The sequence below is a fragment of the Streptomyces sp. NPDC048182 genome (genome assembly GCF_043202555.1).
Taxonomy (GTDB): Bacteria; Actinomycetota; Actinomycetes; order Streptomycetales; family Streptomycetaceae; genus Streptomyces.
The window spans coordinates 61,278-81,896 of the sequence record NZ_JBIDAQ010000018.1 but is presented as its reverse complement, the minus strand read 5'-3'; the positions used below and the strand labels follow the sequence as shown (position 1 = coordinate 81,896).

The 20,619-nt window shown below is 74.2% G+C and carries 19 protein-coding genes; 9 read left to right on the top strand and 10 right to left on the bottom strand.

Annotated features, from left to right (window positions below; translation table 11 throughout):
• Positions 1–46: 46 nt before the first annotated feature.
• From ACGFZL_RS28545 to ACGFZL_RS28525, 5 genes are read left to right on the top strand one after another with little or no spacing between them, the layout of a single operon-like run.
• The gene (locus ACGFZL_RS28545; protein WP_393695995.1) at positions 47–889 is read left to right on the top strand and encodes a nitrilase-related carbon-nitrogen hydrolase; all 843 of its coding nucleotides are present in this window, start codon (positions 47–49) and stop codon (positions 887–889) included.
• Positions 886–2,169, top strand: coding sequence for an aspartate aminotransferase family protein (locus tag ACGFZL_RS28540; protein ID WP_393695993.1), 1,284 nt, complete (start codon positions 886–888; stop codon positions 2,167–2,169). Before ACGFZL_RS28545 ends, ACGFZL_RS28540 begins: the two co-directional genes overlap by 4 nt.
• Positions 2,170–2,209: 40 nt before the next feature.
• Positions 2,210–3,613: a dihydropyrimidinase gene (hydA, locus tag ACGFZL_RS28535; protein WP_355170047.1), complete on the top strand. Its 1,404-nt coding sequence runs from the start codon at positions 2,210–2,212 to the stop codon at positions 3,611–3,613.
• A gap of 28 nt (positions 3,614–3,641) precedes the next feature.
• Entirely contained in the window at positions 3,642–4,661 is a 1,020-nt protein-coding gene (locus ACGFZL_RS28530) for a TIGR03842 family LLM class F420-dependent oxidoreductase (RefSeq protein WP_393695990.1), read from the top strand.
• 58 nt (positions 4,662–4,719) lie between these two features.
• Entirely contained in the window at positions 4,720–6,258 is a 1,539-nt protein-coding gene (locus tag ACGFZL_RS28525) for an NCS1 family nucleobase:cation symporter-1 (protein WP_393695988.1), read from the top strand.
• A 1-nt stretch (position 6,259) separates the two neighbouring features.
• On the opposite strand, the gene ACGFZL_RS28520 is transcribed toward ACGFZL_RS28525, so the two are convergent.
• The 3 genes from ACGFZL_RS28520 to ACGFZL_RS28510 all read right to left on the bottom strand — a co-directional run bounded on the left by ACGFZL_RS28520 (position 6,260) and on the right by ACGFZL_RS28510 (position 8,609).
• The gene (locus ACGFZL_RS28520) at positions 6,260–6,919 is read right to left on the bottom strand and encodes a hypothetical protein (RefSeq protein WP_393695986.1); all 660 of its coding nucleotides are present in this window, start codon (positions 6,917–6,919) and stop codon (positions 6,260–6,262) included.
• A 136-nt stretch (positions 6,920–7,055) separates the two neighbouring features.
• Positions 7,056–7,922 (bottom strand): helix-turn-helix domain-containing protein, encoded by an 867-nt coding sequence (locus ACGFZL_RS28515; RefSeq protein ID WP_393695984.1) that lies wholly within the window; start codon positions 7,920–7,922, stop codon positions 7,056–7,058.
• Positions 7,923–7,973: 51 nt separating this feature from the next.
• Positions 7,974–8,609 (bottom strand): GyrI-like domain-containing protein, encoded by a 636-nt coding sequence (locus ACGFZL_RS28510; protein WP_355170057.1) that lies wholly within the window; start codon positions 8,607–8,609, stop codon positions 7,974–7,976.
• A gap of 131 nt (positions 8,610–8,740) precedes the next feature.
• On the opposite strand from ACGFZL_RS28510, the gene ACGFZL_RS28505 reads away from it, so the two are divergent.
• Together ACGFZL_RS28505 and ACGFZL_RS28500 are read left to right on the top strand one after the other, a co-directional pair.
• Complete coding sequence (locus ACGFZL_RS28505; protein ID WP_393695981.1) at positions 8,741–9,442, top strand: hypothetical protein; 702 nt, start codon at positions 8,741–8,743, stop codon at positions 9,440–9,442.
• A gap of 95 nt (positions 9,443–9,537) precedes the next feature.
• Positions 9,538–10,308: a DNA alkylation repair protein gene (locus ACGFZL_RS28500; RefSeq protein ID WP_393695979.1), complete on the top strand. Its 771-nt coding sequence runs from the start codon at positions 9,538–9,540 to the stop codon at positions 10,306–10,308.
• A 30-nt stretch (positions 10,309–10,338) separates the two neighbouring features.
• On the opposite strand, the gene ACGFZL_RS28495 is transcribed toward ACGFZL_RS28500, so the two are convergent.
• The 4 genes from ACGFZL_RS28495 to modA form a co-directional block, all read right to left on the bottom strand.
• Positions 10,339–10,716 (bottom strand): VOC family protein, encoded by a 378-nt coding sequence (locus tag ACGFZL_RS28495; protein ID WP_393695977.1) that lies wholly within the window; start codon positions 10,714–10,716, stop codon positions 10,339–10,341.
• A gap of 74 nt (positions 10,717–10,790) precedes the next feature.
• Positions 10,791–11,855: an ABC transporter ATP-binding protein gene (locus ACGFZL_RS28490; RefSeq protein ID WP_393696120.1), complete on the bottom strand. Its 1,065-nt coding sequence runs from the start codon at positions 11,853–11,855 to the stop codon at positions 10,791–10,793.
• A 38-nt stretch (positions 11,856–11,893) separates the two neighbouring features.
• The gene (modB, locus tag ACGFZL_RS28485) at positions 11,894–12,709 is read right to left on the bottom strand and encodes a molybdate ABC transporter permease subunit (RefSeq protein ID WP_393695975.1); all 816 of its coding nucleotides are present in this window, start codon (positions 12,707–12,709) and stop codon (positions 11,894–11,896) included.
• On the bottom strand, positions 12,706–13,542 hold the full coding sequence (modA, locus tag ACGFZL_RS28480; RefSeq protein ID WP_393695973.1) for a molybdate ABC transporter substrate-binding protein: 837 nt from the start codon (positions 13,540–13,542) through the stop codon (positions 12,706–12,708). The genes modB and modA overlap by 4 nt, the downstream gene beginning before the upstream one ends.
• A 176-nt stretch (positions 13,543–13,718) precedes the next feature.
• On the opposite strand from modA, the gene ACGFZL_RS28475 reads away from it, so the two are divergent.
• Positions 13,719–14,201, top strand: coding sequence for a hypothetical protein (locus ACGFZL_RS28475; protein ID WP_393695971.1), 483 nt, complete (start codon positions 13,719–13,721; stop codon positions 14,199–14,201).
• Here ACGFZL_RS28475 and ACGFZL_RS28470 read toward each other — a convergent pair.
• Positions 14,183–16,927 carry a molybdopterin-dependent oxidoreductase gene (locus tag ACGFZL_RS28470; RefSeq protein WP_393695969.1) on the bottom strand — a complete coding sequence of 915 codons (2,745 nt, stop codon included), beginning with the start codon at positions 16,925–16,927 and terminating at the stop codon, positions 14,183–14,185. The genes ACGFZL_RS28475 and ACGFZL_RS28470 overlap by 19 nt on opposite strands.
• Entirely contained in the window at positions 16,924–17,745 is an 822-nt protein-coding gene (locus tag ACGFZL_RS28465; RefSeq protein ID WP_393695967.1) for an FAD binding domain-containing protein, read from the bottom strand. Before ACGFZL_RS28465 ends, ACGFZL_RS28470 begins: the two co-directional genes overlap by 4 nt.
• 212 nt (positions 17,746–17,957) lie before the next feature.
• On the opposite strand from ACGFZL_RS28465, the gene ACGFZL_RS28460 reads away from it, so the two are divergent.
• A complete protein-coding gene (locus ACGFZL_RS28460) occupies positions 17,958–19,493 on the top strand; it encodes a PucR family transcriptional regulator (RefSeq protein ID WP_393695965.1) in 1,536 nt (511 codons plus the stop codon).
• Between the two features lie 68 nt (positions 19,494–19,561).
• Here ACGFZL_RS28460 and ACGFZL_RS28455 read toward each other — a convergent pair whose 3' ends face one another.
• Positions 19,562–20,530, bottom strand: a complete 969-nt coding sequence (locus ACGFZL_RS28455; protein ID WP_393695963.1) for an LAETG motif-containing sortase-dependent surface protein — start codon at positions 20,528–20,530, stop codon at positions 19,562–19,564.
• Positions 20,531–20,619 lie beyond the last annotated feature (89 nt).

Below are 20,619 nucleotides of genomic sequence, written 5' to 3'. Positions count from 1 at the left end.
GCTCTACGGGCGTAGAGGCTCTGACGTCACGTCGAAGGAGCAGCTCATGGCCAACGTCGTACGTGCCGCTCTGGTCCAGGCCACCTGGACCGGCGACACCGAGTCCATGGTGGCGAAGCACGAGGAGCACGCCCGGGAGGCCGCCCGCCAAGGGGCGCGGATCATCGGCTTCCAGGAGGTCTTCAACGCCCCCTACTTCTGCCAGGTCCAGGACCCCGAGCACTACCGCTGGGCCGAGCCCGTCCCCGACGGGCCGACCGTCCGCCGCATGCAGGACCTCGCCCGCGAGACCGGCATGGTGGTCGTCGCCCCCGTCTTCGAGGTCGAGCAGTCCGGCTTCTACTACAACACCGCCGCCGTGATCGACGCCGACGGCACCGTGCTCGGCACCTACCGCAAGCACCACATCCCGCAGGTCGAGGGCTTCTGGGAGAAGTTCTACTTCCGCCCCGGCAACGCCGGCTGGCCGGTCTTCGACACCGCCGTCGGCAAGGTCGGCGTCTACATCTGCTACGACCGACACTTCCCGGAGGGCTGGCGGCAACTCGGCCTCAACGGCGCCCAGTTGGTCTACAACCCGTCCGCCACCCACCGCGGCCTCTCCGCCCACCTGTGGCAGCTGGAGCAGCCCGCCGCCGCCGTGGCCAACGAGTACTTCGTCGCCGCCATCAACCGGGTGGGGCGTGAGGAGTACGGCAGCAACGACTTCTACGGGACCTCGTACTTCGTGGACCCCCGGGGCAAGTTCGTCGGGGACGTCGCCGACGACGCCGAGGAGGAACTGCTCGTCCGCGACCTCGACTTCGGCCTCATCGAGGACGTGCGCAAGCAGTGGGCCTTCTACCGCGACCGCCGCCCCGACGCCTACGAGGGGCTGGTGCGGCCGTGACCCGCGACCTGCTCGGCCGGCACCGGGCCGTGCTGCCCGACTGGCTGGCCCTCTACTACGAGGAGCCGCTGGAGATCACCCACGGCGAGGGCCGCCATGTCTGGGACGCGGCCGGCCACCGCTACCTCGACTTCTTCGGCGGCATCCTCACCACCATGACCGCGCACGCCCTGCCCGAGGTCACCAAGGCCATCAGCGAGCAGGCCGGCCGGATCCTGCACTCCTCCACCCTGTACCTCAACCGCCCGATGGTCGAACTGGCCGAGCGCGTCGCCCAGTTGTCCGGCATCCCCGACGCCCGGGTCTTCTTCACCACCTCCGGCACCGAGGCCAACGACACCGCGCTGCTGCTCGCCACCACCTACCGGCGCTCCAGCACCGTCCTCGCGATGCGCAACAGCTACCACGGCCGCTCCTTCAGCTCCGTCGGCATCACCGGCAACCGCAGCTGGTCCCCGACCGCCCTCTCCCCGCTCCAGACCCTCTACGTGCACGGCGGTGTGCGCACCCGCGGCCCCTTCGCCCACCTGGACGACCAGGAGTTCATCGCGGCCTGCGTCGAGGACCTGACCGACCTGCTCGGCCACACCCGCGCCCCCGCCGCCCTGATCGCCGAGCCGATCCAGGGCGTCGGCGGCTTCACCTCCCCGCCGGACGGCCTGTACGCCGCCTTCCGCGAGGTGCTGCACGAGCGGGACGTGCTGTGGATCGCCGACGAGGTGCAGACCGGCTGGGGCCGCACCGGCGACCACTTCTGGGGCTGGCAGGCGCACGGCAGCAGCGGCCCGCCGGACATCGTCACCTTCGCCAAGGGCATCGGCAACGGCATGTCCATCGGCGGCGTCATCGCCCGCGCCGAGATCATGAACTGCCTGGACGCCAACAGCATCTCCACCTTCGGCGGCACCCAGATCACCATGGCGGCCGGCCTCGCCAACCTCACCTACCTCCTGGAACACGACCTCCAGGGCAACGCCCGCCGGGTCGGCGGCCTGCTCGGCGAGCGGCTCAGGTCCGTCGGCGCCCAGGTCCCGCACGTACGGGAGGTGCGCGGCCGGGGCCTGATGATCGGCGTCGAGCTGACCCACCCCGACACCGGCGCCGCCGCCCCCGAGGCCGCAGCCCACGTCCTGGAGGAGGCCCGCGCCGGCGGCCTGCTCGTCGGCAAGGGCGGCGGGCACAGCACCAGCGTGCTGCGCGTCGCGCCGCCGCTCACGCTCACCGTCGCGGAGGCCGAGGAGGGCGCCGCGATCCTGGAGCGCGCGCTGCGGAGCCTGTGACCCGGAGAGACCCGAGGCCCGCCCGACCGGAGGGAACAGCATGAGCAGCCGTACCGTCGTCCGCGGCGGACTCGTCGTCACCGCCGCCGAGGAGACCCACGCCGACGTCCTGATCGAGGACGGCCGCGTCGCCGCCCTCGCGGCGACCGGCACGCACGCCGCCGAAGCCTTCACCGCCGAACGCGTCATCGACGCCACCGGCAAGTACGTGATCCCGGGCGGCGTCGACGGGCACACCCACATGGAGATGCCCTTCGGCGGCACCTACGCGGCCGACACCTTCGAGACCGGCACCCGGGCCGCCGCCTGGGGCGGCACCACCACCATCGTGGACTTCGCCATCCAGTCCACCGGGCACTCCCTGCGCGAGGGCCTGGACGCCTGGCACGCCAAGGCCGAGGGCAACTGCGCCGTCGACTACGGCTTCCACATGATCGTCTCCGATGTGCACGAGGAGACGCTCAAGGAGATGGACCTCCTGGTGGAGGAGGGCGTCACCTCCTTCAAGCAGTTCATGGCCTACCCGGGCGTCTTCTACAGCGACGACGGCCAGATCCTGCGGGCCATGCAGCGCGCCGCCGAGAACGGCGGGCTGATCATGATGCACGCCGAGAACGGCATCGCCATCGACGTGCTGGTCGAGCAGGCCCTCGCCCGCGGCGAGACCGACCCCCGCTTCCACGGCGAGGTCCGCAAGGCCCTGCTGGAGGCCGAGGCCACCCACCGCGCCATCCGGCTCGCCCAGGTCGCCGGGGCGCCGCTGTACGTCGTGCACGTCTCCGCCCGGGAGGCGGTCGCCGAGCTGACCCGGGCCCGCGACGAGGGGCTCAACGTCTTCGGCGAGACCTGCCCGCAGTACCTCTTCCTGTCCACCGACAACCTCGCCGAGCCGGACTTCGAGGGCGCCAAGTACGTGTGCAGCACCCCGCTGCGCCCGCGCGAGCACCAGGCGGCGCTCTGGCGGGGGCTGCGCACCAACGACCTCCAGGTGGTCTCCACCGACCACTGCCCCTTCTGCTTCACCGGCCAGAAGGAGCTGGGCCGCGGCGACTTCTCCAAGATCCCCAACGGGATGCCCGGGGTGGAGAACCGCATGGACCTGCTCCACCAGGCCGTCGTGGACGGGCACATCAGCCGCCGCCGCTGGATCGAGATCGCCTGCGCCACCCCGGCCCGCATGTTCGGCCTCTACCCGAAGAAGGGCACCATCGCCCCGGGCGCCGACGCCGACCTCGTCGTCTACGACCCGCACGCCGAGCAGGTGCTCTCCGCCGCGACCCACCACATGAACGTCGACTACTCGGCCTACGAGGGCCGCCGGATCACCGGCCGGGTGGAGACCGTCCTCTCGCGCGGCGAACCGGTCGTCACCGACCGGGAGTACACCGGCCGCAAGGGCCACGGCGTCTACGTCCCCCGCACCACCTGCCAGTACCTGACCTGACGGCGCCCAGCAACTCGGAGTGTTGCGCATGGACTTCGGACTCGTCCTCCAGACCGACCCGCCGGCCTCCCGCGTGATCAGCCTGATGAAGCGCGCCGAACGGGGCGGCTTCCGCTACGGCTGGACCTTCGACTCCGCCGTGCTGTGGCAGGAGCCGTTCGTCATCTACAGCCAGATCCTCGCCAACACCACCAAGCTCACGGTCGGCCCGATGGTCACCAACCCGGGCACCCGCACCTGGGAGGTGACCGCCTCCACCTTCGCCACCCTCAACGACATGTTCGGCAACCGCATGGTCTGCGGCATCGGCCGCGGCGACTCCGCGATGCGCGTCGCCGGGCGCCCGCCCAACACGCTGGCCCGCGTCAGCGAGGCCATGAAGGTCGTCCGCGCCCTCGCCCGGGGCGAGGAGGCCGACCTCGGCGGCACCGTGGTCAAGTTCCCCTGGGTCGGGCCCGGCGCCGAACTCCCCGTCTGGATGGCGGCGTACGGGCCCAAGGCGCTCAAGCTGGCCGGCGAGGAGGCCGACGGGTTCATCCTCCAGCTCGCCGACCTCTACCTCACCGAGTACATGGTGAAGGCGGTCAGGGACGCCGCCGTCGCCGCCGGCCGCGACCCGTCCGAGGTGACCGTCTGCGTCGCCGCCCCCGCCTACGTCACCGCCGACGACTCGCCCGAGGCGCTCGCCCACGCCCGCGAGCAGTGCCGCTGGTTCGGCGGCATGGTCGGCAACCACGTCGCCGACCTGGTCGCCAAGTACGGCGCGCACACCGGCGCCGTACCGGACGAACTCACCGACTACGTCCGGGCCCGCGAGAGCTACGACTACGCGCACCACGGGCGCGCAGGCAACCCCTCCGCCGACTTCGTCCCCGACGAGATCGTGGACCGCTTCTGCCTGATCGGACCGCCCGCGCGGCACATCGAGAAGCTCAGGGCGCTGCGCGCGCTCGGCGTCGACCAGTTCGCCGTCTACGCCATGCACGACGCCCGGGAGTCCGTGATCGACGCGTACGGCGCCGACGTCATCCCGGCGCTGAGCGACTGAAGCCACCGACCCGCACCCCGCACGGCCTCTCCCGTCCCACCGCACGATTGGCCTGCCCATGACCGACACCGCGCCCGGCGCGATACCGCCGTCCGCCGACCTCACGCACCCCGACGGCCGGGTGGAACCGGCCCCCGGCTCCGCGCCGCCCGACGGCCCCTACGCCAACGAGGACCTGCTGCCGGTCCCCGTCGAGCGGCGCACCTGGACCACGTACAACTTCTCCGCCCTCTGGGTCGGCATGGCCCACAACACCGCCTCCTGGACGCTGGCCTCGGGGTTGATCGCGGTCGGTATGGACTGGAAGCAGGCGGTGCTCACCATCGCCCTGGCCAACCTGATCGTGCTGGTCCCGATGCTGCTGACCGGGCACGCCGGGCCCAAGTACGGCATCCCCTTCCCGGTGTTCGCACGCGCCTCCTTCGGCGTCCGGGGCGCCAACCTCCCGGCCGTGGTACGGGCGTTGGTGGCGTGCGGCTGGTTCGGCATCCAGACCTGGATCGGCGGCGAGGCCATCTTCTTCCTGGCCGGCAAGCTGATCGGCGACGGCTGGAGCGACGCCGGGCGGATCGGCGGGTACGCCTGGACCATGTGGCTGTCCTTCGCCCTGTTCTGGGTGCTGCAGGTGGCCATCATCCTGCGCGGCATGGAGACCATCCGGCGCTTCGAGAACTGGGCGGCCCCCTTCGTGCTGGTCGGCGCCTTCGTGATGCTGTGGTGGATGAGCGACAAGGCGGGCGGCTTCGGGCCGCTGCTCGACCAGCCCTCCCGGCTCGGCTGGGGCGGCGACTTCTGGAAGCTGTTCTGGCCGTCCCTGATGGGCATGATCGGCTTCTGGTCCACGCTGTCGCTGAACATCCCCGACTTCACCCGCTACGGCAGGAGTCAGCGGGCCCAGCTGCGCGGGCAGGCCCTCGGACTGCCCACCACCATGACCCTGTTCGCCTTCGTCTCCGTCCTGGTGACCTCCGGCTCCCAGGCGGTGTACGGGGAGACGATCTGGGACCCGGTCCAGCTCGCCGCGCGGACGGACAACGTGGTCGGGCTGCTCTTCGCGCTGGTCACCGTGCTGGTGGCGACGCTGTCGGTGAACATCGCCGCCAACCTGGTCTCCCCGGCCTTCGACTTCTCCAACGTCGCCCCGCGCCGGGTGAGCTTCCGGGCCGGCGCGCTGATCACCTGCGTGCTCGCGGTGCTGATCCGCCCGTGGAAGCTCTACGCCGACCCGCAGGGCTACATCTTCACCTGGCTCGGCCTGGTCGGCGGGCTGCTCGGCACGGTCGCCGGCATCCTCGTCGCGGACTACTGGATCCTGCGCCGCACCCGCCTCGACCTGGGCGACCTGTACCGGGCGGGCGGACGCTACTGGTACGCGGGCGGCTGGAACTGGCGGGCGGTACTCGCCTTCGCCGTCGGCGGCGTGCTCGCCGTCGGCGGCGCCGACTTCCACCCGTTGATCGACGGCCGCCCGGTCCCTGCCCTGGAACCGCTGGCCGACTACGGATGGGCGGTGGGCCTGGGCACCTCCATGGTGCTCTACCTGGCGCTGACGCTCACCACCCGCGCCGGCGGGCGCCGGGCGGCGGAGTCCGCCTGACTCAGCCGTCCGCCGTCAGGGCGGCCACGGCCTCCTTGGCCGTCCTGATGGCGCCCTTGTTGATCTCGTCCGTGCTCGGCGCCTTCTTCGTCTCGAAGTCGCTGCCGTTGAAGGTGATGACGACCAGCGCGTTGGAGGCGCGGACCAGCACGGTGCCCTCGCGGGTCTGCTGGCCGTCCTCGGTGGTCAGGTTGACCACCGAGTAGCCCGCGTCGCCGACCCCGGGGACCGTGCCGCCGCCGGAGCGGTCGGTGACCCGGTCCGTGTACGACTTCTTCGCGGCCTCCTCGGACTTCAGCACCTCGAAGGAGACGTCCAGCCAGCGGTAGTCGTACCCCTTGAGCGCGTTCCAGGAGCAGGTGCGGCGCACCGCCGTGTCCGTGGACGGTATCTCCTTGCCGGCCGGCTTCGCCCCCGGCACCAGCGAGGCGACCGTCTTCGCGGCGACGGCGGTGCAGGGCGCCGGGGCGGCCTCGTACGCCTTCGACTCCGCCTCGGTGGCCGGCGCGGACGCCGACGGCCCGGCCGCGCTCGGCGACGCCTCCGGACGGGCGGTCGCGTCGGACTCCGGGCCGGAGGAGAGCGCCCAGCCCGCCGTGGCCAGTACGGCGACGGGGGTCAGGCGGGCGATCAGGGCGAGCGGCAGGGGCAGAGACGGCACGGCGCACTTCTCGGGGGGACGGTGCGGAGGGGGTCCGCCGCACTGCGGACGGGGACGCCAGTGTCACACGAGTCCCGGCGGGGCGGAAGGCCCGCTTCGGTGCGTGGCCGCGCGGTGACGCGGGGAGGGCGGGGCGTCAGCCGTGGGTCTGCGGGATGAGGTACACGTCCATCGAGACCCGCTGCTCGGGCCGCGCCGAGGGGAACGGCGTGAACTCGACGTAGTACGGCAGCGGGGGGCGCACCGGGGTCTGCACGCCCCGGGCGACCGCGCTGACGGCGAGGTCCATATAGGTGAAGGGGATCAGCTCGGGCGGCCCGGTGTGCCGCATCGCGATGCCGGCGGAGGCCGGCACCACCCGCACGCCGGCGTCGTCCGGTGGGTGCGCGGGGAGGTGGTCCGGCCCGGGGCGGCACCCTGTCCGGCGGACCCGGGCGCCCATGAGGTGGTCCGGGTCGTCGCGGCAGACGCCCAGGGCCTTGGAGCGGGCCGGGCAGTGGCCCTGCCCGGTGAGCCAGGAGCGCAGCTGGTCCCAGGCGGAGTGCGGGGCGTCCCGCGCGCCGAAGCGGGACCAGCAGGCCACCTGGCGCTGCGGGAAGGAGGCGGGCCTGACCTGTGTGCCGGTGAACCCGGCGAGCGGCCGGGACGCCTCGGCGGGGCGTTCGCGCAGGTCGGAGGGTGGGACGCCGTAGGTGGCGCGGAAGGCCCGGGTGAAGGCGGCGTGCGAGTGGTAGCCCGCGTCGACGGCGATGTCGAGTACGCCTCGGTCGCCGAACACCAGCCGGTAGGCGGCGAGCGACATCCGCAGCCGGCGCACGAAGCGGTGCGGCGGCTCGCCGACCTGGTCGCGCAGGACGTGCCGCAGGTAGCCGGGGGCGGTGTGGGAGACCGCGGCAAGGTCCTCGAGCGAGACCGCGGCCGTGCCGTCGCGCACCTGGGCGACGATGTGCGGGATCACCCGTAACAGGCGCTCGTCGTGGCGGGTGAGCGTGTCCACCTTCACGTGCCGCGGCCCCTTCTCGTGAACGGGCCGCCAGGGTAGGAGGGTTGCTCCTCAGGTGTCCAGCACGGGCTGACGCAGCAGGGTGCGCTGCCGTTCGGGCGCGGTGCGGGTGTGGTCGGTGAGGTACAGCTCGTGGTGGCGGCCCGACGGGGTCAACTCCCCTTCCGCGAGGTACCGGTGGAGCCTCGCGACCGTCTCCGGCTCGGTCTCGAACGTGCCCTTGTGCAGGAGCTGCACGCAGCGGCCCTCCGCGAACCGCTCCGTGCGGAGCGCCGCCGCGGGCTCCTCGCCGGCCTTGGCGGCGGCCTTCTCCCGGGCGGCGGCGAGCTGTCCGTCGGTGAAGGGCAGGGGCTGGCGGATCAGCAGGGTCCAGCGCCAGCCGGAGCGGTCCCGGAAGGCGCCGGCGTCTCCACCGGTGAGGTCGGCGTACCGGTCGGTGTGGTGCCAGAGCCCTTCCAGGGGGAGCACGCCGTAGTCGGTCCCGGTCTCGGCGCGGAGGGCGAACTTCAGGGCGTACGCGGCGGTGCAGAGCGCGGTGACGGCGGTGGCGAAGCGGGGGTCGCGGGGGTCGCCCTCGCCGTCCACGGCCAGGAAGCACAGCTCCGGGACGTCCAGGGCGGTCGGGCGGGTGGTGGCGTGGTACAGCTCCTTGTTCTCCCGGCGGTAGTCGATTCTGGTGGTGGTCATGGTGTGCCTGCCCTCGTGCGGTCTCCTCGGACGAGGCATTCAACGAGCCCGCTCCGGAATCGGCCACCCGCCCGTCCGTTCATGTCCAAGACGGTCAAACGCCCGGCGCGGGCCGTTGTTAGGTTCGAACCATGAAGAACCAGCCCGGCACCGGCTCCAGCAGCGTGATGGCCACCTACTGCGTCAAGCACGGCGCCGAGGCGCGGGCCCGCGACATCATCGCCCGGCACTGGCCCGTCCTGCGCTGGCACGGCCTGGTCACCGACGAGCCGGCCACCGTCTTCCAGGCCCGGAGCGAGCACGGACCCGTCTTCCTCGAGATCGTCACCTTCAAGGACACGGACGCGGCCGACCGGGCCCGCCACCTGCCCGAGGTCGACGCCCTGTGGCGGGAGATGAAGGAGATCACCGAGGCCCGCGGCGGCCGGCCGGCGGTGGACCGCCCGGTCGTCTCCCGCATGGACTACTTCGACGACGTGCCCGACGAGCCGGAGGAACGCGCCTTCACCGGTCTCGCCCTCTACCTGGTCCGCCCGGACGCGGTCGGCGACTTCCACGACCTGATGCGCCGCGACTGGCCCATCCTGCGCGACGAGGGCCTGGTCACCGGCGACCGCGGCCGGGTCTGGTACGGCGCGGACCGCGGCGGCCCGTTCTTCCTGGAGGTCGTGCGCTGGTACGACCAGCGGGGCCCCGGTGTCGCCTACCGCAACGACGCCGTCTCCAGGGTCTGGCAGGAGGTCTTCCGCACCACCGAGGGCCGCGGCGCCCGGCAGGCCAACGAGTACCTGTGGGCGCGGGAGCTTGAGTTCGCCGACCACCGCGAGCGATGACCCCGGTGACGTAGCGTCAGACCGGCGCCCGGGCCCCGCCCCCGTGGGTCCGGGCACCTCCGCCCCCCGGCCGCACCGAAAGGCGCCACCGCACCGTGCCCGAACAGTCCGTCACCGACCTCGCCGGGCAGCTCCGCGACCGCCTGGAGCACGCCGCGGTGCCCGGCCGCGCGGCGGCGGAGAAGCGCTACCTCAAGAGCGACCTCGACCACGTCGGCGTGCCGCTGCCCGCCATGCGCGCCTTGGTGCGGTCCTTCGTGCGGGACCACCGGGAACTGGACCACGGCCGGGCCACCGCCCTCGCCGCCGAGCTGTGGTCCCGGCCCGTGCACGAGCACCGCTCCACGGCGCTCCTCGTGCTGGCCGGCTACACCGACCGCCTGGGAGCGGACGACGCCGCCCTCTTCGAGGCGCTGCTGCGCCAGTGCCGCAGTTGGGGCCACGTCGACCTGCTCGCGCCGTTCGTCGTGGGCCGGCTGCTGCCGCGCCACCCGGGCCTGGAGGAGGCGGTGCGCCGCTGGGCGGCCGACCCCGGGCAGTGGGTGCGGCGCGGCGGCGTGCTCGGCTTCCTCATGGTGCTGCGGGAGGAGGACGACTTCCCGCGCTGGTTCCCCGTCTTCGCCGAGGTCGCCGACCCGCTCCTCACCGACGAGCGGTTCTTCGTGCGCAAGGCTGTCGGCTGGGCCCTGCGCGAGGGCACCAAGCACCACCCCGACAGAATCGCCGACTGGCTCGCCGAGCGGCTGCCCCGGCTGTCCGGACTGACGCTGCGCGAGGCGTCCCGGCGGCTGCCCGAGCCCCGGCGGGCCCATCTCGCCGCGGCCCACGCCGACCTGCACCGGCGAGGCCGCGGCCGCGCCGGCTGAACGGCCCCCCTTGAGGGGCGGCGCCCTCGCCTAGCGGGCCGAGCGCTCCGCCGCACTCATCTCCACGCAGAACTCGTTGCCCTCGGGGTCGAACAGCGTCACCCAGCCGGTGCCGTCCGCCCTGCGGCGGTCGCCCTGGAGCGTGGCGCCCAGCGCGAGCAGGCGCTCGACCTCCTCGTCGCGGGTGCGGTCCTGGGGCTGGAGATCGAGGTGCACCCGGTTCTTCACCGCCTTGGCGTCCTCGACCCGGACGAACAACAGCGTCACCGACGCCGACCTGACCAGGGCCTCCGGGTCGCCGGGCAGGTCGTCGTCGGCGAGCGAGCCGTCCAGGGCGCCGGCCCAGAAGCCCGCGAGGGTGTAGGGGTCGGCGCAGTCGACGGTCACGTGACGGATCAGGGTGCTCATGGAGCACACCCGATCACGCGATCCCTCCGGCCGTCCAGGGAGTTGCTCGGCAGGCGGGACTTTGCGGACACGCCCTAGACCGGATACGCGTGCGTCTGCGCCGCCTTCACCGCCGCCCACACCTCCGCGCCCGGACGCAGGTCCAGTTGGGCGGCGGCGACGGTGGTCAGGTCGGCGGCCAGGGGGAGTTCACCGGTGAGGTCGGCGCGGATCTGGTCGCCGTGCGTCTCCAGGCCGGCCACCTCGCAGCGCCAGACGTTGCGGGCGCTGATGTCGGCGGGCCGGTCCCCGTGCAGGGTGACGGCGACCGGCGGGAACGCCACGAAGACCGGGCCCGCCAGGGACTCCGTCACGGTGACCTCGGCGCCCGTGTCCAGGCGCACGGTGTGGCCGTCGGCCCGGCCCCGGTAGAGGTTGAGGCCGACGAGCTGGGCGATGTAGTCGGTGCGGGGGCGGCGGGCGGTCTCCGCCGGAGTGCCCTCCTGCACGACCCGGCCGTCCTCGACGACCACCAGCCGGTCGGCGAGCACCATGGCGTCCAGCGGGTCGTGGGTGACCAGCACCGCGACCGCCTCGAACTCGGCCAGATGACGGCGCAGTTGGGCGCGCACCTCCAGGCGGGTGCGGGCGTCCAGGGCCGCCAGCGGCTCGTCCAGGAGCAGCAGGCGGGGCGAGGTGGCCAGCGCCCGGGCCAGCGCGACCCGCTGGGCCTGTCCGCCGGACAGCCGCCGGGGCCGGGCGCCGGCGTGCGCGGTCAGCCCGAGCCGCTCCAGCCACCCGGCGGCCCGCTCGCGGGCCTCGGCCTTGGAGGCGCCCCGGCAGCGCGGCCCGAAGGCGACGTTGTCCAGGGCGGACAGGTGCGGGAAGAGCAGGTAGTCCTGGAAGACCACGCCGACCGGCCGGAACTCCGGCGGGACGCGCTCCAACTCGATACCGTCCAGGCGCAGATGCCCGTCGGTGAGCGGTTCGAGGCCGGCCAGGGCGCGCAGCGCCGTGGTCTTGCCCGCGCCGTTCGGGCCGAGCAGCGCGACCACCTCGCCGGGCGCCACGGTGAGCGCCACGTCCAGGCGGAAGGCGCCGCGCTCCACCACGAGCCGCGCGTCGAGCCCCTCCAGAGGCCCCTCCAGAGGCCCCTCCAGGGGCCCCTTCGGGGTGGGGCCAGTCCCGGTCGGGCGGCTCACGAGGCCGTCATCCAGCGGTCGCGCAGCCCCGCCAGGACCGCCACCGACACCGCGAGCAGCACCAGGCTGAGCGCGATGGCCGCCTCCGGGTCGCTCTGCAGGGCGAGGTAGACGGCGAGCGGCATGGTCTGGGTCCGGCCCGGGAAGTTGCCGGCGAAGGTGATCGTCGCCCCGAACTCGCCGAGCGCCCGCGCCCAGGCGAGCACCGCGCCGGCCGCGATGCCCGGCGCGATCAGCGGCAGGGTCACCCGGCGGAACGCGGTGAAGCGGGAGGCGCCCAGGGTGGTGGCGGCCTCCTCGTAGCGCGGGTCGGCGGCGCGCAGGGTGCCCTCGACGCTGATGACGAGGAAGGGCATCGCGACGAACGCCTCCGCGACGACCACGCCCGTGGTGGTGAAGGGCAGGGTGAGGCCGAACCAGTCGTCCAGCCATCTGCCCGCCACCCCGTTGCGCCCGAGCGCCATCAGCAGCGCCACACCGCCCACCACCGGCGGCAGCACCAGCGGCAGGGTGACCAGGGCCCGCACCAGACCGCGCCCGGGGAACTCCACCCGGGCGAGCAGCCAGGCCAGCGGCACCCCGATCACCAGGGCCACCGCCGTCGCGGCGGTCGCGCACACCAGCGACAGGCGCAGCGCCTGCCACACCTCCGGGCTGGTCAGCAGGCCCGGCAGGCTGCGCCAGGGGGCGCGGATCAGCAGGGCGAGCAGCGGCAGCACCAGGAAGGCGAGGCCGAGCAGCGCCGGCGCGAGCAGCGGGAGCGGCGCGCCGCCGCGGAGCCGCGGGGCGCGCCGGTGGCGCGTGGACGTCACGGCTTGAGGAACCCGGCCTCGGTCAGCACCTTCTGGCCCTCGGCGGAACGCACCAGGTCGACGAAGGCCGTGGCCGCCGCCGCGTTGGGGGCGTCCTTGAGCGTGGCGATCGGATAGTCGTTGACGGCCTTCGCCGCCTCAGGGAAGTTCACGCCCTCCACCTTGTCACCCGCGGCGCGCACATCGCTCTGGTAGACCAGCGCGGCGTCGGCCTCCTTCAGCTCCACCTTGGTCAGGGCGCTCTTGACGTCCTGCTCGTAGGAGACCGGGGTGACCTTCACGCCGCCGGCGGCCAGCGCCTTCTCGGCGGCGGCGCCGCACGGCACCTCCTTGTCGCACAGCACCGTCTTCACACCGGACCTGCCGAGGTCCTTCAGCGAGGCGATCTTGCCGGGGTTGCCCGGCAGGGTGGCGATCTCCAGCTGGTTGCGCACGAAGGTGGCCGGCGTGCCGCTGGCGTCGCCCTTGTCCGTGACGATCTTCATCGTCTTGGGGCTGGCCGCCGCGAACACGTCGGCCGGGGCGCCGCCCGTGATGCTCGCCGCGAGGGCGTCACTGCCCGCGAAGTTGAACGTCACCTTGGTGCCGGGGTGCTGCTGCTCGAACTCCTTGCCCAGCATCGTGAAGCTCTCCTTCAGGGAGGCCGCGGCGAACACGGTGACCGTGCCGGACAGCTTCTGCGAAGAGGAGGAGCCGGCCGAGGAGGAGGCCGTCGAGTCCGCGGACGGCGCGTCGTCGTCGGAGGAGGAGCAGGCGCTGAGCGCCAGCAGCGCGGCGGCACCGACGCCGGCCACCTGGAGGGTACGGCGGGTGCGGCGCGCGGAACGGGTCATCACGGGAGTACTCCTTCTCACGGACACGTCAGGGTCATGCGAGGATCATACTGGCGCACCTGCGAACCGTACGTCTGCTGTCTCATCGCATGAGCTGGGCATTTGATCTCTGAGGCTGGTATGTGCGTTTGTACGGGGTGCCGGTCGGGGTAGCTCACCCGGGGAGGTGGTAGCCCGTGGACCAGTCCCTCGCACCGCTCGGTACGGCCGCCGAGGCGGTGGTGGAGATCGCCCTCACCGGCGACCTGGCCGGGCCGGCCCTGCTGTCCGTGCCCCGGCTGCGCGCCTATCCGCAGCACACGGCCCGGGTCGTCTTCGACTGCGCCACCAGCGGCAGCCGGCACCACACGTTCACCGGGCCGCTGCTGCACGACGTGCTCGCGGCGGCCGGCCCCCGCTTCGACGCCGCCCGGCGCAAGGACCGGCTGCGCTTCCTGATCGCCGTGCGCGGCGCGGACGGCCACCACGCGCTGCTGTCCTGGGCGGAGATCGACCCCGACTTCGGCCGCGCGCCGGTCCTGCTGGCGCTCACCCTGGACGGCGGCCCGCCGCCCGGCGCCCGCCCGCAACTGGTGCTGCCGCAGGACCGCTGCGGGGCGCGGTACGTCAGCGGGGTCGAGGCGATCCGGGTCGACGGCGGCTACCCCGGCTGGCCCTGACCGCCGCCGGCCTCGTCGCCGGACCGGTCGAGGGCGAGCCACACCCGGTCCCGGGTCAGCGGCAGCTCGGTGAAACGCGTCCCCGTCGCGTCCCGCAGGGCGGCGGCGAAGGCGGGGGCGACCGGGTTGAAGGGGCTCTCGCTCATCGACTTGGCGCCCAGCGGCCCGATGGTGTCCGTCGTCTTCATGAAGTGCACCTCGGTGCGCGGCACGTCGGCGAACTGCGGCAGCCGGTAGCGCCGGAAGGCGGCCGTGTCGACGGCGCCCCGCCCGTCGAGGCGGACGTTCTCGAAGAGCGTGGCCCCGAGCGCCTGCGCCACACCGCCCTCGACCTGCCCCCGGCACTGCATCGGGTTCATCACCTGCCCGGCGTCGGCGGCGTGCACGCTGCGCAGGATCCGCATCTCCCCGGTGCCGGGGTCGACGGCCACCTGGAACCAGTGGGCGTTGAAGGCGACCGAGCGGGGCGTGCCCCCGAAGCTCCCGTCCGCGGCCAGCTCCACGGTCACGGCGCGGGCGGCGGCGAACAGCTCCTTCAGCGCCAGCCGCCCGCCCGGGTGCACCACCGCGTCCTCCACCAGCCGGCACTCGGCGCGCCGCACCCGCAGCCGGGCGGCGGCGAAGTCGAGCAGCGTGTCGGCGAGGCCCCGGGCGGCGCGCAGCGTGGCCTTGCCGGCCACCACGGTGCCGGTGGAGGCGAACGCGCCGGTGTCGTGCCGTACGACGTCGGTGTCCGACTGGCGGACGGCGATGCGGTCGACGGTGGTGCCCAGCTCGCCGGCCGCGATCTGCCGGTGCACGGTCGTCGTGCCGTTGCCGAACTCGGAGGTGCCCACCGCGAGGTCGTACGTACCGTCCGCGAGCAGCGCCACCCGGACGTCCGCGAAGTGACCTCCGGGCGGTGCGGTGGCGATGGCCGCGAGCGCCGCGCCCTGGCCGACCAGCCAGCCCTCGGGAGCCGGGGAACCGGACTCGGCCCGCGCCCGGCGCACGATGTCCAGGCACTGGTCGAGGCCGTAACTGGCCACGTGCAGGTCGTCGTCGTGGCCGCCCGGGGCGCGCATCCCCTCGCCCGGGCCGATGATGTTGCGGGCCTTGAACTCCAGCGGGTCCAGGCCCAGTCGGCGGGCCAGTTCGTCCAGCGCCGACTCGACGGCGAACAGGGTCTGGCTGAGGCCGTAGCCGCGGAAGGCGCCGGCCGGGACGGTGTGCGTGTAGACCGCGAAGGCGTCGACCTTCTTGTGCGGCGCCCGGTAGACCGCCATGGACTCGCCGATGCCGTGGAACATCACCCCGGGACCGTGGTTGCCGTACGCGCCGGTGTTCGAGACCACCCGCATCTGGAGCGCGGTGAGCGTGCCGTCCCGGCGGGCGCCCGCCTTCACGCGGACCGCGAAGGGGTGGCGGGTGGTGGCGCCGAAGAACTGCTCGGGACGGGTGTACTCCAGCTTCACCGGCCGCCCGAGCCGCAGTACGGCCAGCGCCACGACGTCCTCGACCAGCATCTCCTGCTTGCCGCCGAACCCGCCGCCGACCCGGCCCGTCATCACCCGCACCTTGTCCAGGGGCAGGTCGTACAGCGCGCACAGGGCGCGGCGGGTCAGGAACGGCGTCTGCGAGCTGGTGCGCAGGGTGAGCCGGCCGTCCTCGTCCAGCCAGCCGATCGCGCCGTGCGTCTCCAGGCTGGCGTGCTGCACCCGCTGGGTGTGGAAGGTCTCCTCGTAGACGGCGTCGGCCTCGGCGAACCCGGCCTCGACGTCGCCGATCTCGCCGTGCGCCTCGCCGACGACGTTGTCCCGGGGCCGGGAGATGCGGGCGGCCGCCGCGTCCTTGTCGTGCACCACGGGGGCGCCGGGGCGCATCGCCTCCTCCGGGTCGAGGACGGCCGGCAGCACCTCGTACGCCACCTCGATCCGCCGGCAGCCCTCCTCGGCGGCGCCCTCGCTGTCCGCGACGACGGCGGCGACCCGCTGGCCGATGTGGCGGACGGTGTCGTCCAGGACGCGGGTGTCGTCCGGATCGTCGTCCGGGTTCTCGTGCCGGGCGGTGGAGTAGTGGCGGTCCGGGGCGTCGCGGTGGGTGAACACGGCGTGGACGCCGGGCACGCGCAGCGCGGCGGCGGTGTCGACGGCGGTGATCCGGGCGTGCGCGTGCGGGGAGCGCAGCAGCTTCATGTGCAGCAGCCCCGGCACGTCGACGTCGAAGGTGTAGCGGGCGGTGCCGGTGACCACCTGCGGCCCGGCCGGGGCGGGCAGGTTGCGGCCCACCGACTCACCGGGCGCCGGCTCCTCGACGTGCCGCACGCCCCGTATCGCGTCCTCGATGGCGCGGTAGCCGGTGCAGCGGCACAGGTTGCCCTTGAGCGCCCGGGGCAGGTCGGCGAGCTTCTCCTCGTCCAGGGCCGCCGTGGTCATCAGGAAGCCGGCCGTGCAGAAGCCGCACTGGAAGCCCTGCGCGTCGAGGAACCGCTGCTGCACCGGGTGCAGTTCGCCCTCCGGCGAGGCCAGGCCCTCCACGGTGGTGACGGCGCGGCCGTCGGCGCGGAAGGCCGGGTAGAGGCAGCTGTGCACGGGCTCGCCGTCCACGTGCACCGTGCAGGCCCCGCAGTCGCCCGCGTCGCAGCCCTTCTTCACCCCGAACCAGCCCCGCTCGCGCAGATACGTGCGCAGGCACTGGCCCGGACGCGGCTCCTCCTCGTGGGGGCGGCCGTTGACCTCGATCCTCATCGCGCCTCCTCGCGCAGCTCGCGGCGGATCTCCTCGGCGAACCGGAACGCCATGTGGCGCCGCCACGCGGGCAGTCCATGGATGTCGTCGAACCACTCCTCGTCCGCGACGGCGGCGGCGAGCGCCGACCGCAGCGCCGCCGCGGTGGGCGGCAGCGGGAACCACAGCCCCACCGGCCGGACGGTGGCCGCCGTCACGGTGATCGCCAGCGACCCGTCCAGCGGGTCCAGGGCGCCGATCACCAGCGCGGCCGACCGGCCGAGCCCGTAGAGCGACGCCTGCCGGTAGGCCGTGCGGCAGGCCAGGGCGCGGGCCGGCAGGGTCACCGAGCGCAGCAGCTCGCCCTCGCCGAGGACCTTGCGCCCGGCGCCGGTGACGAAGTCCGCGACCCGCACCCGGCGCCGGGTGCCGTCCTGGGCGAGCAGCAGGCACTCCCCGTCCAGGGCGGCCGTCAGCGAGATCATCGGCCCGGCGGGCAGGGCGTTGCAGAGGTTGCCGCCCACGGTGGCCATGTTCCAGATCTTGAAGGAGGCCAGGAAGGCCCGGCAGCACTGCTCGAACAGCGGGGCCGCCGGGGCGGCGAGCCCGCGCGCGAAGCGGGACAGCCGGGCGATCGTGCAGGTGGCGGCGATCTCCAGCGAGCCGTCCGCGAGCAGCCGCACGGGCGTCCAGCCGGTCCGGCTCAGGTCCACCAGGCGGCGCAGGTGGGGCTGGGGCTCGGAGAAGAGATAGGTGCCGCCGCCGAGGAAGGCGTCCCCCGGGCGCCAGGGCTCGGGCGCCCGGGCGTCCCGGATCCGCACCACCGTGTTCAGGTCCATGCCGGTCAGTGAAGCAACGCGACCGGGCCCGGCACGACTGGTGCGCCACACGGAAACGCGACCGGTTCCGGGGCGCCGGTTGGTGAATCGACCAACAGGCATACCGCTCGTGCGGCCTTGCACTTACCATGCGATGACTCGTGTTCGCCTGGCGGATGCGAGCCGCCGGGCACCGTACAGCCGTCCCGGCCGGGTGCGAGGAGCCGGATCACATGCACGTCGAACACCTCCTGTCGGACGAGAGCCTCGGGCTGCGCCCGCTGTGGGCGCCCGACCCCCTGCTGCGCCGGGAGATCAGCGGGGTGACCGTCACCGACCTGGAGGATCCCGCGCGCTTCGTGCGGGCGGGCGAGGTGGTGCTGAGCGGCCTCGTCTGGTGGACGCCGGGGGAGGGCCGGCGGCGCACCGAGCGGTTCGTCGCCGCGCTGCGCGACGCGGACGCCGCGGTGCTGCTCGCCGGCGAGGAGACGCACGGCTCGGTCCCGGGGGAGGTGGTGGCCGCCTGCGCGCAGCACGGCATACCGGTCGCGGCCGTGCCGGCCGACGTGATGTTCCGGGCCGTCACCGACACCGTCTACCTTCGGCAGTGGGGCGAGGTGAGCCGCGGGCACGCCCTGCCGGAGAACGTGCGCGGGCGGCTGGGCGCGCTGCTCGCCGAGGGGGCGGGCCCGGCGGAGGTCCTCGGCGCCTGCTTCGCGCACCTGCGGCCCGACGTCGTCGCCTACCTGCTGACGCCGGCCGGCCGCACGGTCGCGGCCACCGAGGGGGCGCCCGCGCTCGCGCCGGCCGAGGCGGCGGCCCGCCCGGCGGAAAGCGGCGGCGCCACGGTGCCCGTCGAGGCCGACGCGGTCGACCCGTACGGGTCCTGGCGCCTGTACCTGCCCGAGCCGGACGCGGTGCCGCCCCGGCTGTTGCACGAGGCGGCGGCCGTGCTGGCCCGCTGCCACGCGGCCGAGGCCCGCGCGGTGGCGGCGGACCGCCGGGCGGCCGACCGGCTCGGCGCGCTGCTCGCGGGCGCCGGGGAGGCCGCGTCGGGTGAACCGGCGTCCGTCGAGGGCGCGTTGCGGGACTGCCGGCTACCCGTGCAGGGCCCCTACCGGGTCCTGGTCGCGACCGCGGACCCGGTGGGCGGGGCGGGCGGCCCGGCCCCGGGCGCCGGGGCGACGGCGGCGCTCGCGGAGGTGCTGGCCGGCGCGGGCGCGGCGGCGGTCGGGGCGCTGCCCGACGGCACCGCCTTCGCCGTCGTCCCCGGCGACGCGCCGCCCGCCGGACCGGGCGCGGTGTGGCCGCTGGTCGCCGCGTGCGCGCCGGCCCGCGCGCTGCACGGCGGCACCGGCACACCGGCCGAGAGCCGCGCGGACCTGCCCGGCGCGCTGACCGAGGCACGCTACGCCCTGGACTCCGCGCGCCACACCGCCCCCGGCGCCTCGCTGCTCACCGACGCCGCCGGCCTCACCAGCGTCGGCGCCCTGCTCACCGGCGTCCCGGCGCAGGTCCGCGCCGCCTACAGCCGCGGCGTCCTCGGGCCGCTGCTCGACCCGGCGAACGCCTTCGCGCTGCCGCTCCTGGAGACCCTGGCCGTCTTCCTCAACTGCGACGGCTCCTGGGCCCGCGCCGCGGAGGCGCTGCACGTGCACGTCAACACCGTGCACTACCGGGTGCGGCGCATCGAGCACTTCACCGGCCGCGACCTGTCCCGGCTCGCCGACCGCCTCGACCTGTGGGCGGCCCTGCTGTGCCACGCGTGAGCGCGGGGGCGCCCCCTCCGTCCTCGTGGACCGGAGGAGACGCCCCCTGAGGCGCGCGGGCCGGATGATCAGGCGGCGTTGCCCGAGTTCCGGCGGCGCAGGACGACCAGCCCGCCGCCCAGGGCCAGCAGCACCGCCGCCGCGCCCGCGATGGCGGTGACGTTGCCGCCGCCGGTGTTGGCGAGGTCGTCGCCGGACGCCGGCGCGGCGGTCGTCGCCGACGCGGACGGGGCGTCGGACGGGGCCGCGGTGCCGGCGGCGGACGGGGTCGCGTCCGGGACGGTGCCGTCCGGCGCGGTGGCCGTGTCCGACGGCGCGGCCGTCGTCTCCGGCGTACTGGCGGCGGGCGCCGGGGTGGTCGCGCCGGGGGCGGGCTCCTCCGGGGCCGGGGTCGTCTCGGAGGCGCTCGGCGCGGGGGTGCTCACGGCGGTGCAGTCGCGGCTGCCGCCGTTCCACCAGCTGATGTTCTTCTCCTTGATGACCGCGCGGCCCGGGCCCTCCGGCAGCTCACCGTGGTCGAAGCCGTCCTCGGCATCCAGCAGCCCGTCGTACTTCACCCGGCCGCGGTACAGGTCCACCTGGGCGAAGCACCCGGCGTCGGGGACGGAGATGTCGAGCGAGTCGGTCCCGCCGCTCTTGACCGAGGCGGTGTCGAAGTCGTGGAAGACCTGGAGCCCGGAGGTGTTCCACGACGCGCCGTGGGTGCGGTACGAGGCGATGGAGACGGTGCAGGAGGCCCCGCCGGCGGCGGGACGCACCTGGAGGTGCACCTTGCCGTCGGCAGCCGGCCTCAGGGAGAGGTCGTCCACCTTGACGGCCGCGGCCCAGGCCGTGCCGTCCAGGGAGAACTCGCAGTCCCCGCTGGTGTCCTGGGCCGGCACCTTGTCCTCGGCCTGGTACGCGCCGGCGTTCCCGTTCCCCCAGCCGTCACCGCCCGGCTTGCCGTGCGCCCAGGCACCGGATCCGCCGGCGAGGACCAGACACACGGCGGCGGCACCGCCGACGACGGCGCGGCGCGCCACAACTGCTGCTGACATAAGAGGTTTTCGCTTCCGGGCAGGCCCCGGCCGGTGCCCCGGGCGCCGGGCGGCGCGGGCACGGACCGGAGGAAGGACGTGAACGGCCG

Coding starts and splice junctions, on each gene's coding strand:
- ACGFZL_RS28545 (WP_393695995.1), top strand. CDS start 47: ATGGCCAACGTCGTACGTGCCGCTCTGGTCCAGGCCACCTGGACCGGC.
- hydA (WP_355170047.1), top strand. CDS start 2,210: ATGAGCAGCCGTACCGTCGTCCGCGGCGGACTCGTCGTCACCGCCGCC.
- ACGFZL_RS28530 (WP_393695990.1), top strand. CDS start 3,642: ATGGACTTCGGACTCGTCCTCCAGACCGACCCGCCGGCCTCCCGCGTG.
- ACGFZL_RS28525 (WP_393695988.1), top strand. CDS start 4,720: ATGACCGACACCGCGCCCGGCGCGATACCGCCGTCCGCCGACCTCACG.
- ACGFZL_RS28510 (WP_355170057.1), bottom strand. CDS start 8,609: ATGACCACCACCAGAATCGACTACCGCCGGGAGAACAAGGAGCTGTAC.
- ACGFZL_RS28505 (WP_393695981.1), top strand. CDS start 8,741: ATGAAGAACCAGCCCGGCACCGGCTCCAGCAGCGTGATGGCCACCTAC.
- ACGFZL_RS28495 (WP_393695977.1), bottom strand. CDS start 10,716: ATGAGCACCCTGATCCGTCACGTGACCGTCGACTGCGCCGACCCCTAC.
- modA (WP_393695973.1), bottom strand. CDS start 13,542: ATGACCCGTTCCGCGCGCCGCACCCGCCGTACCCTCCAGGTGGCCGGC.
- ACGFZL_RS28470 (WP_393695969.1), bottom strand. CDS start 16,927: ATGAGGATCGAGGTCAACGGCCGCCCCCACGAGGAGGAGCCGCGTCCG.
- ACGFZL_RS28465 (WP_393695967.1), bottom strand. CDS start 17,745: ATGGACCTGAACACGGTGGTGCGGATCCGGGACGCCCGGGCGCCCGAG.
- ACGFZL_RS28460 (WP_393695965.1), top strand. CDS start 17,958: ATGCACGTCGAACACCTCCTGTCGGACGAGAGCCTCGGGCTGCGCCCG.
- ACGFZL_RS28455 (WP_393695963.1), bottom strand. CDS start 20,530: ATGTCAGCAGCAGTTGTGGCGCGCCGCGCCGTCGTCGGCGGTGCCGCC.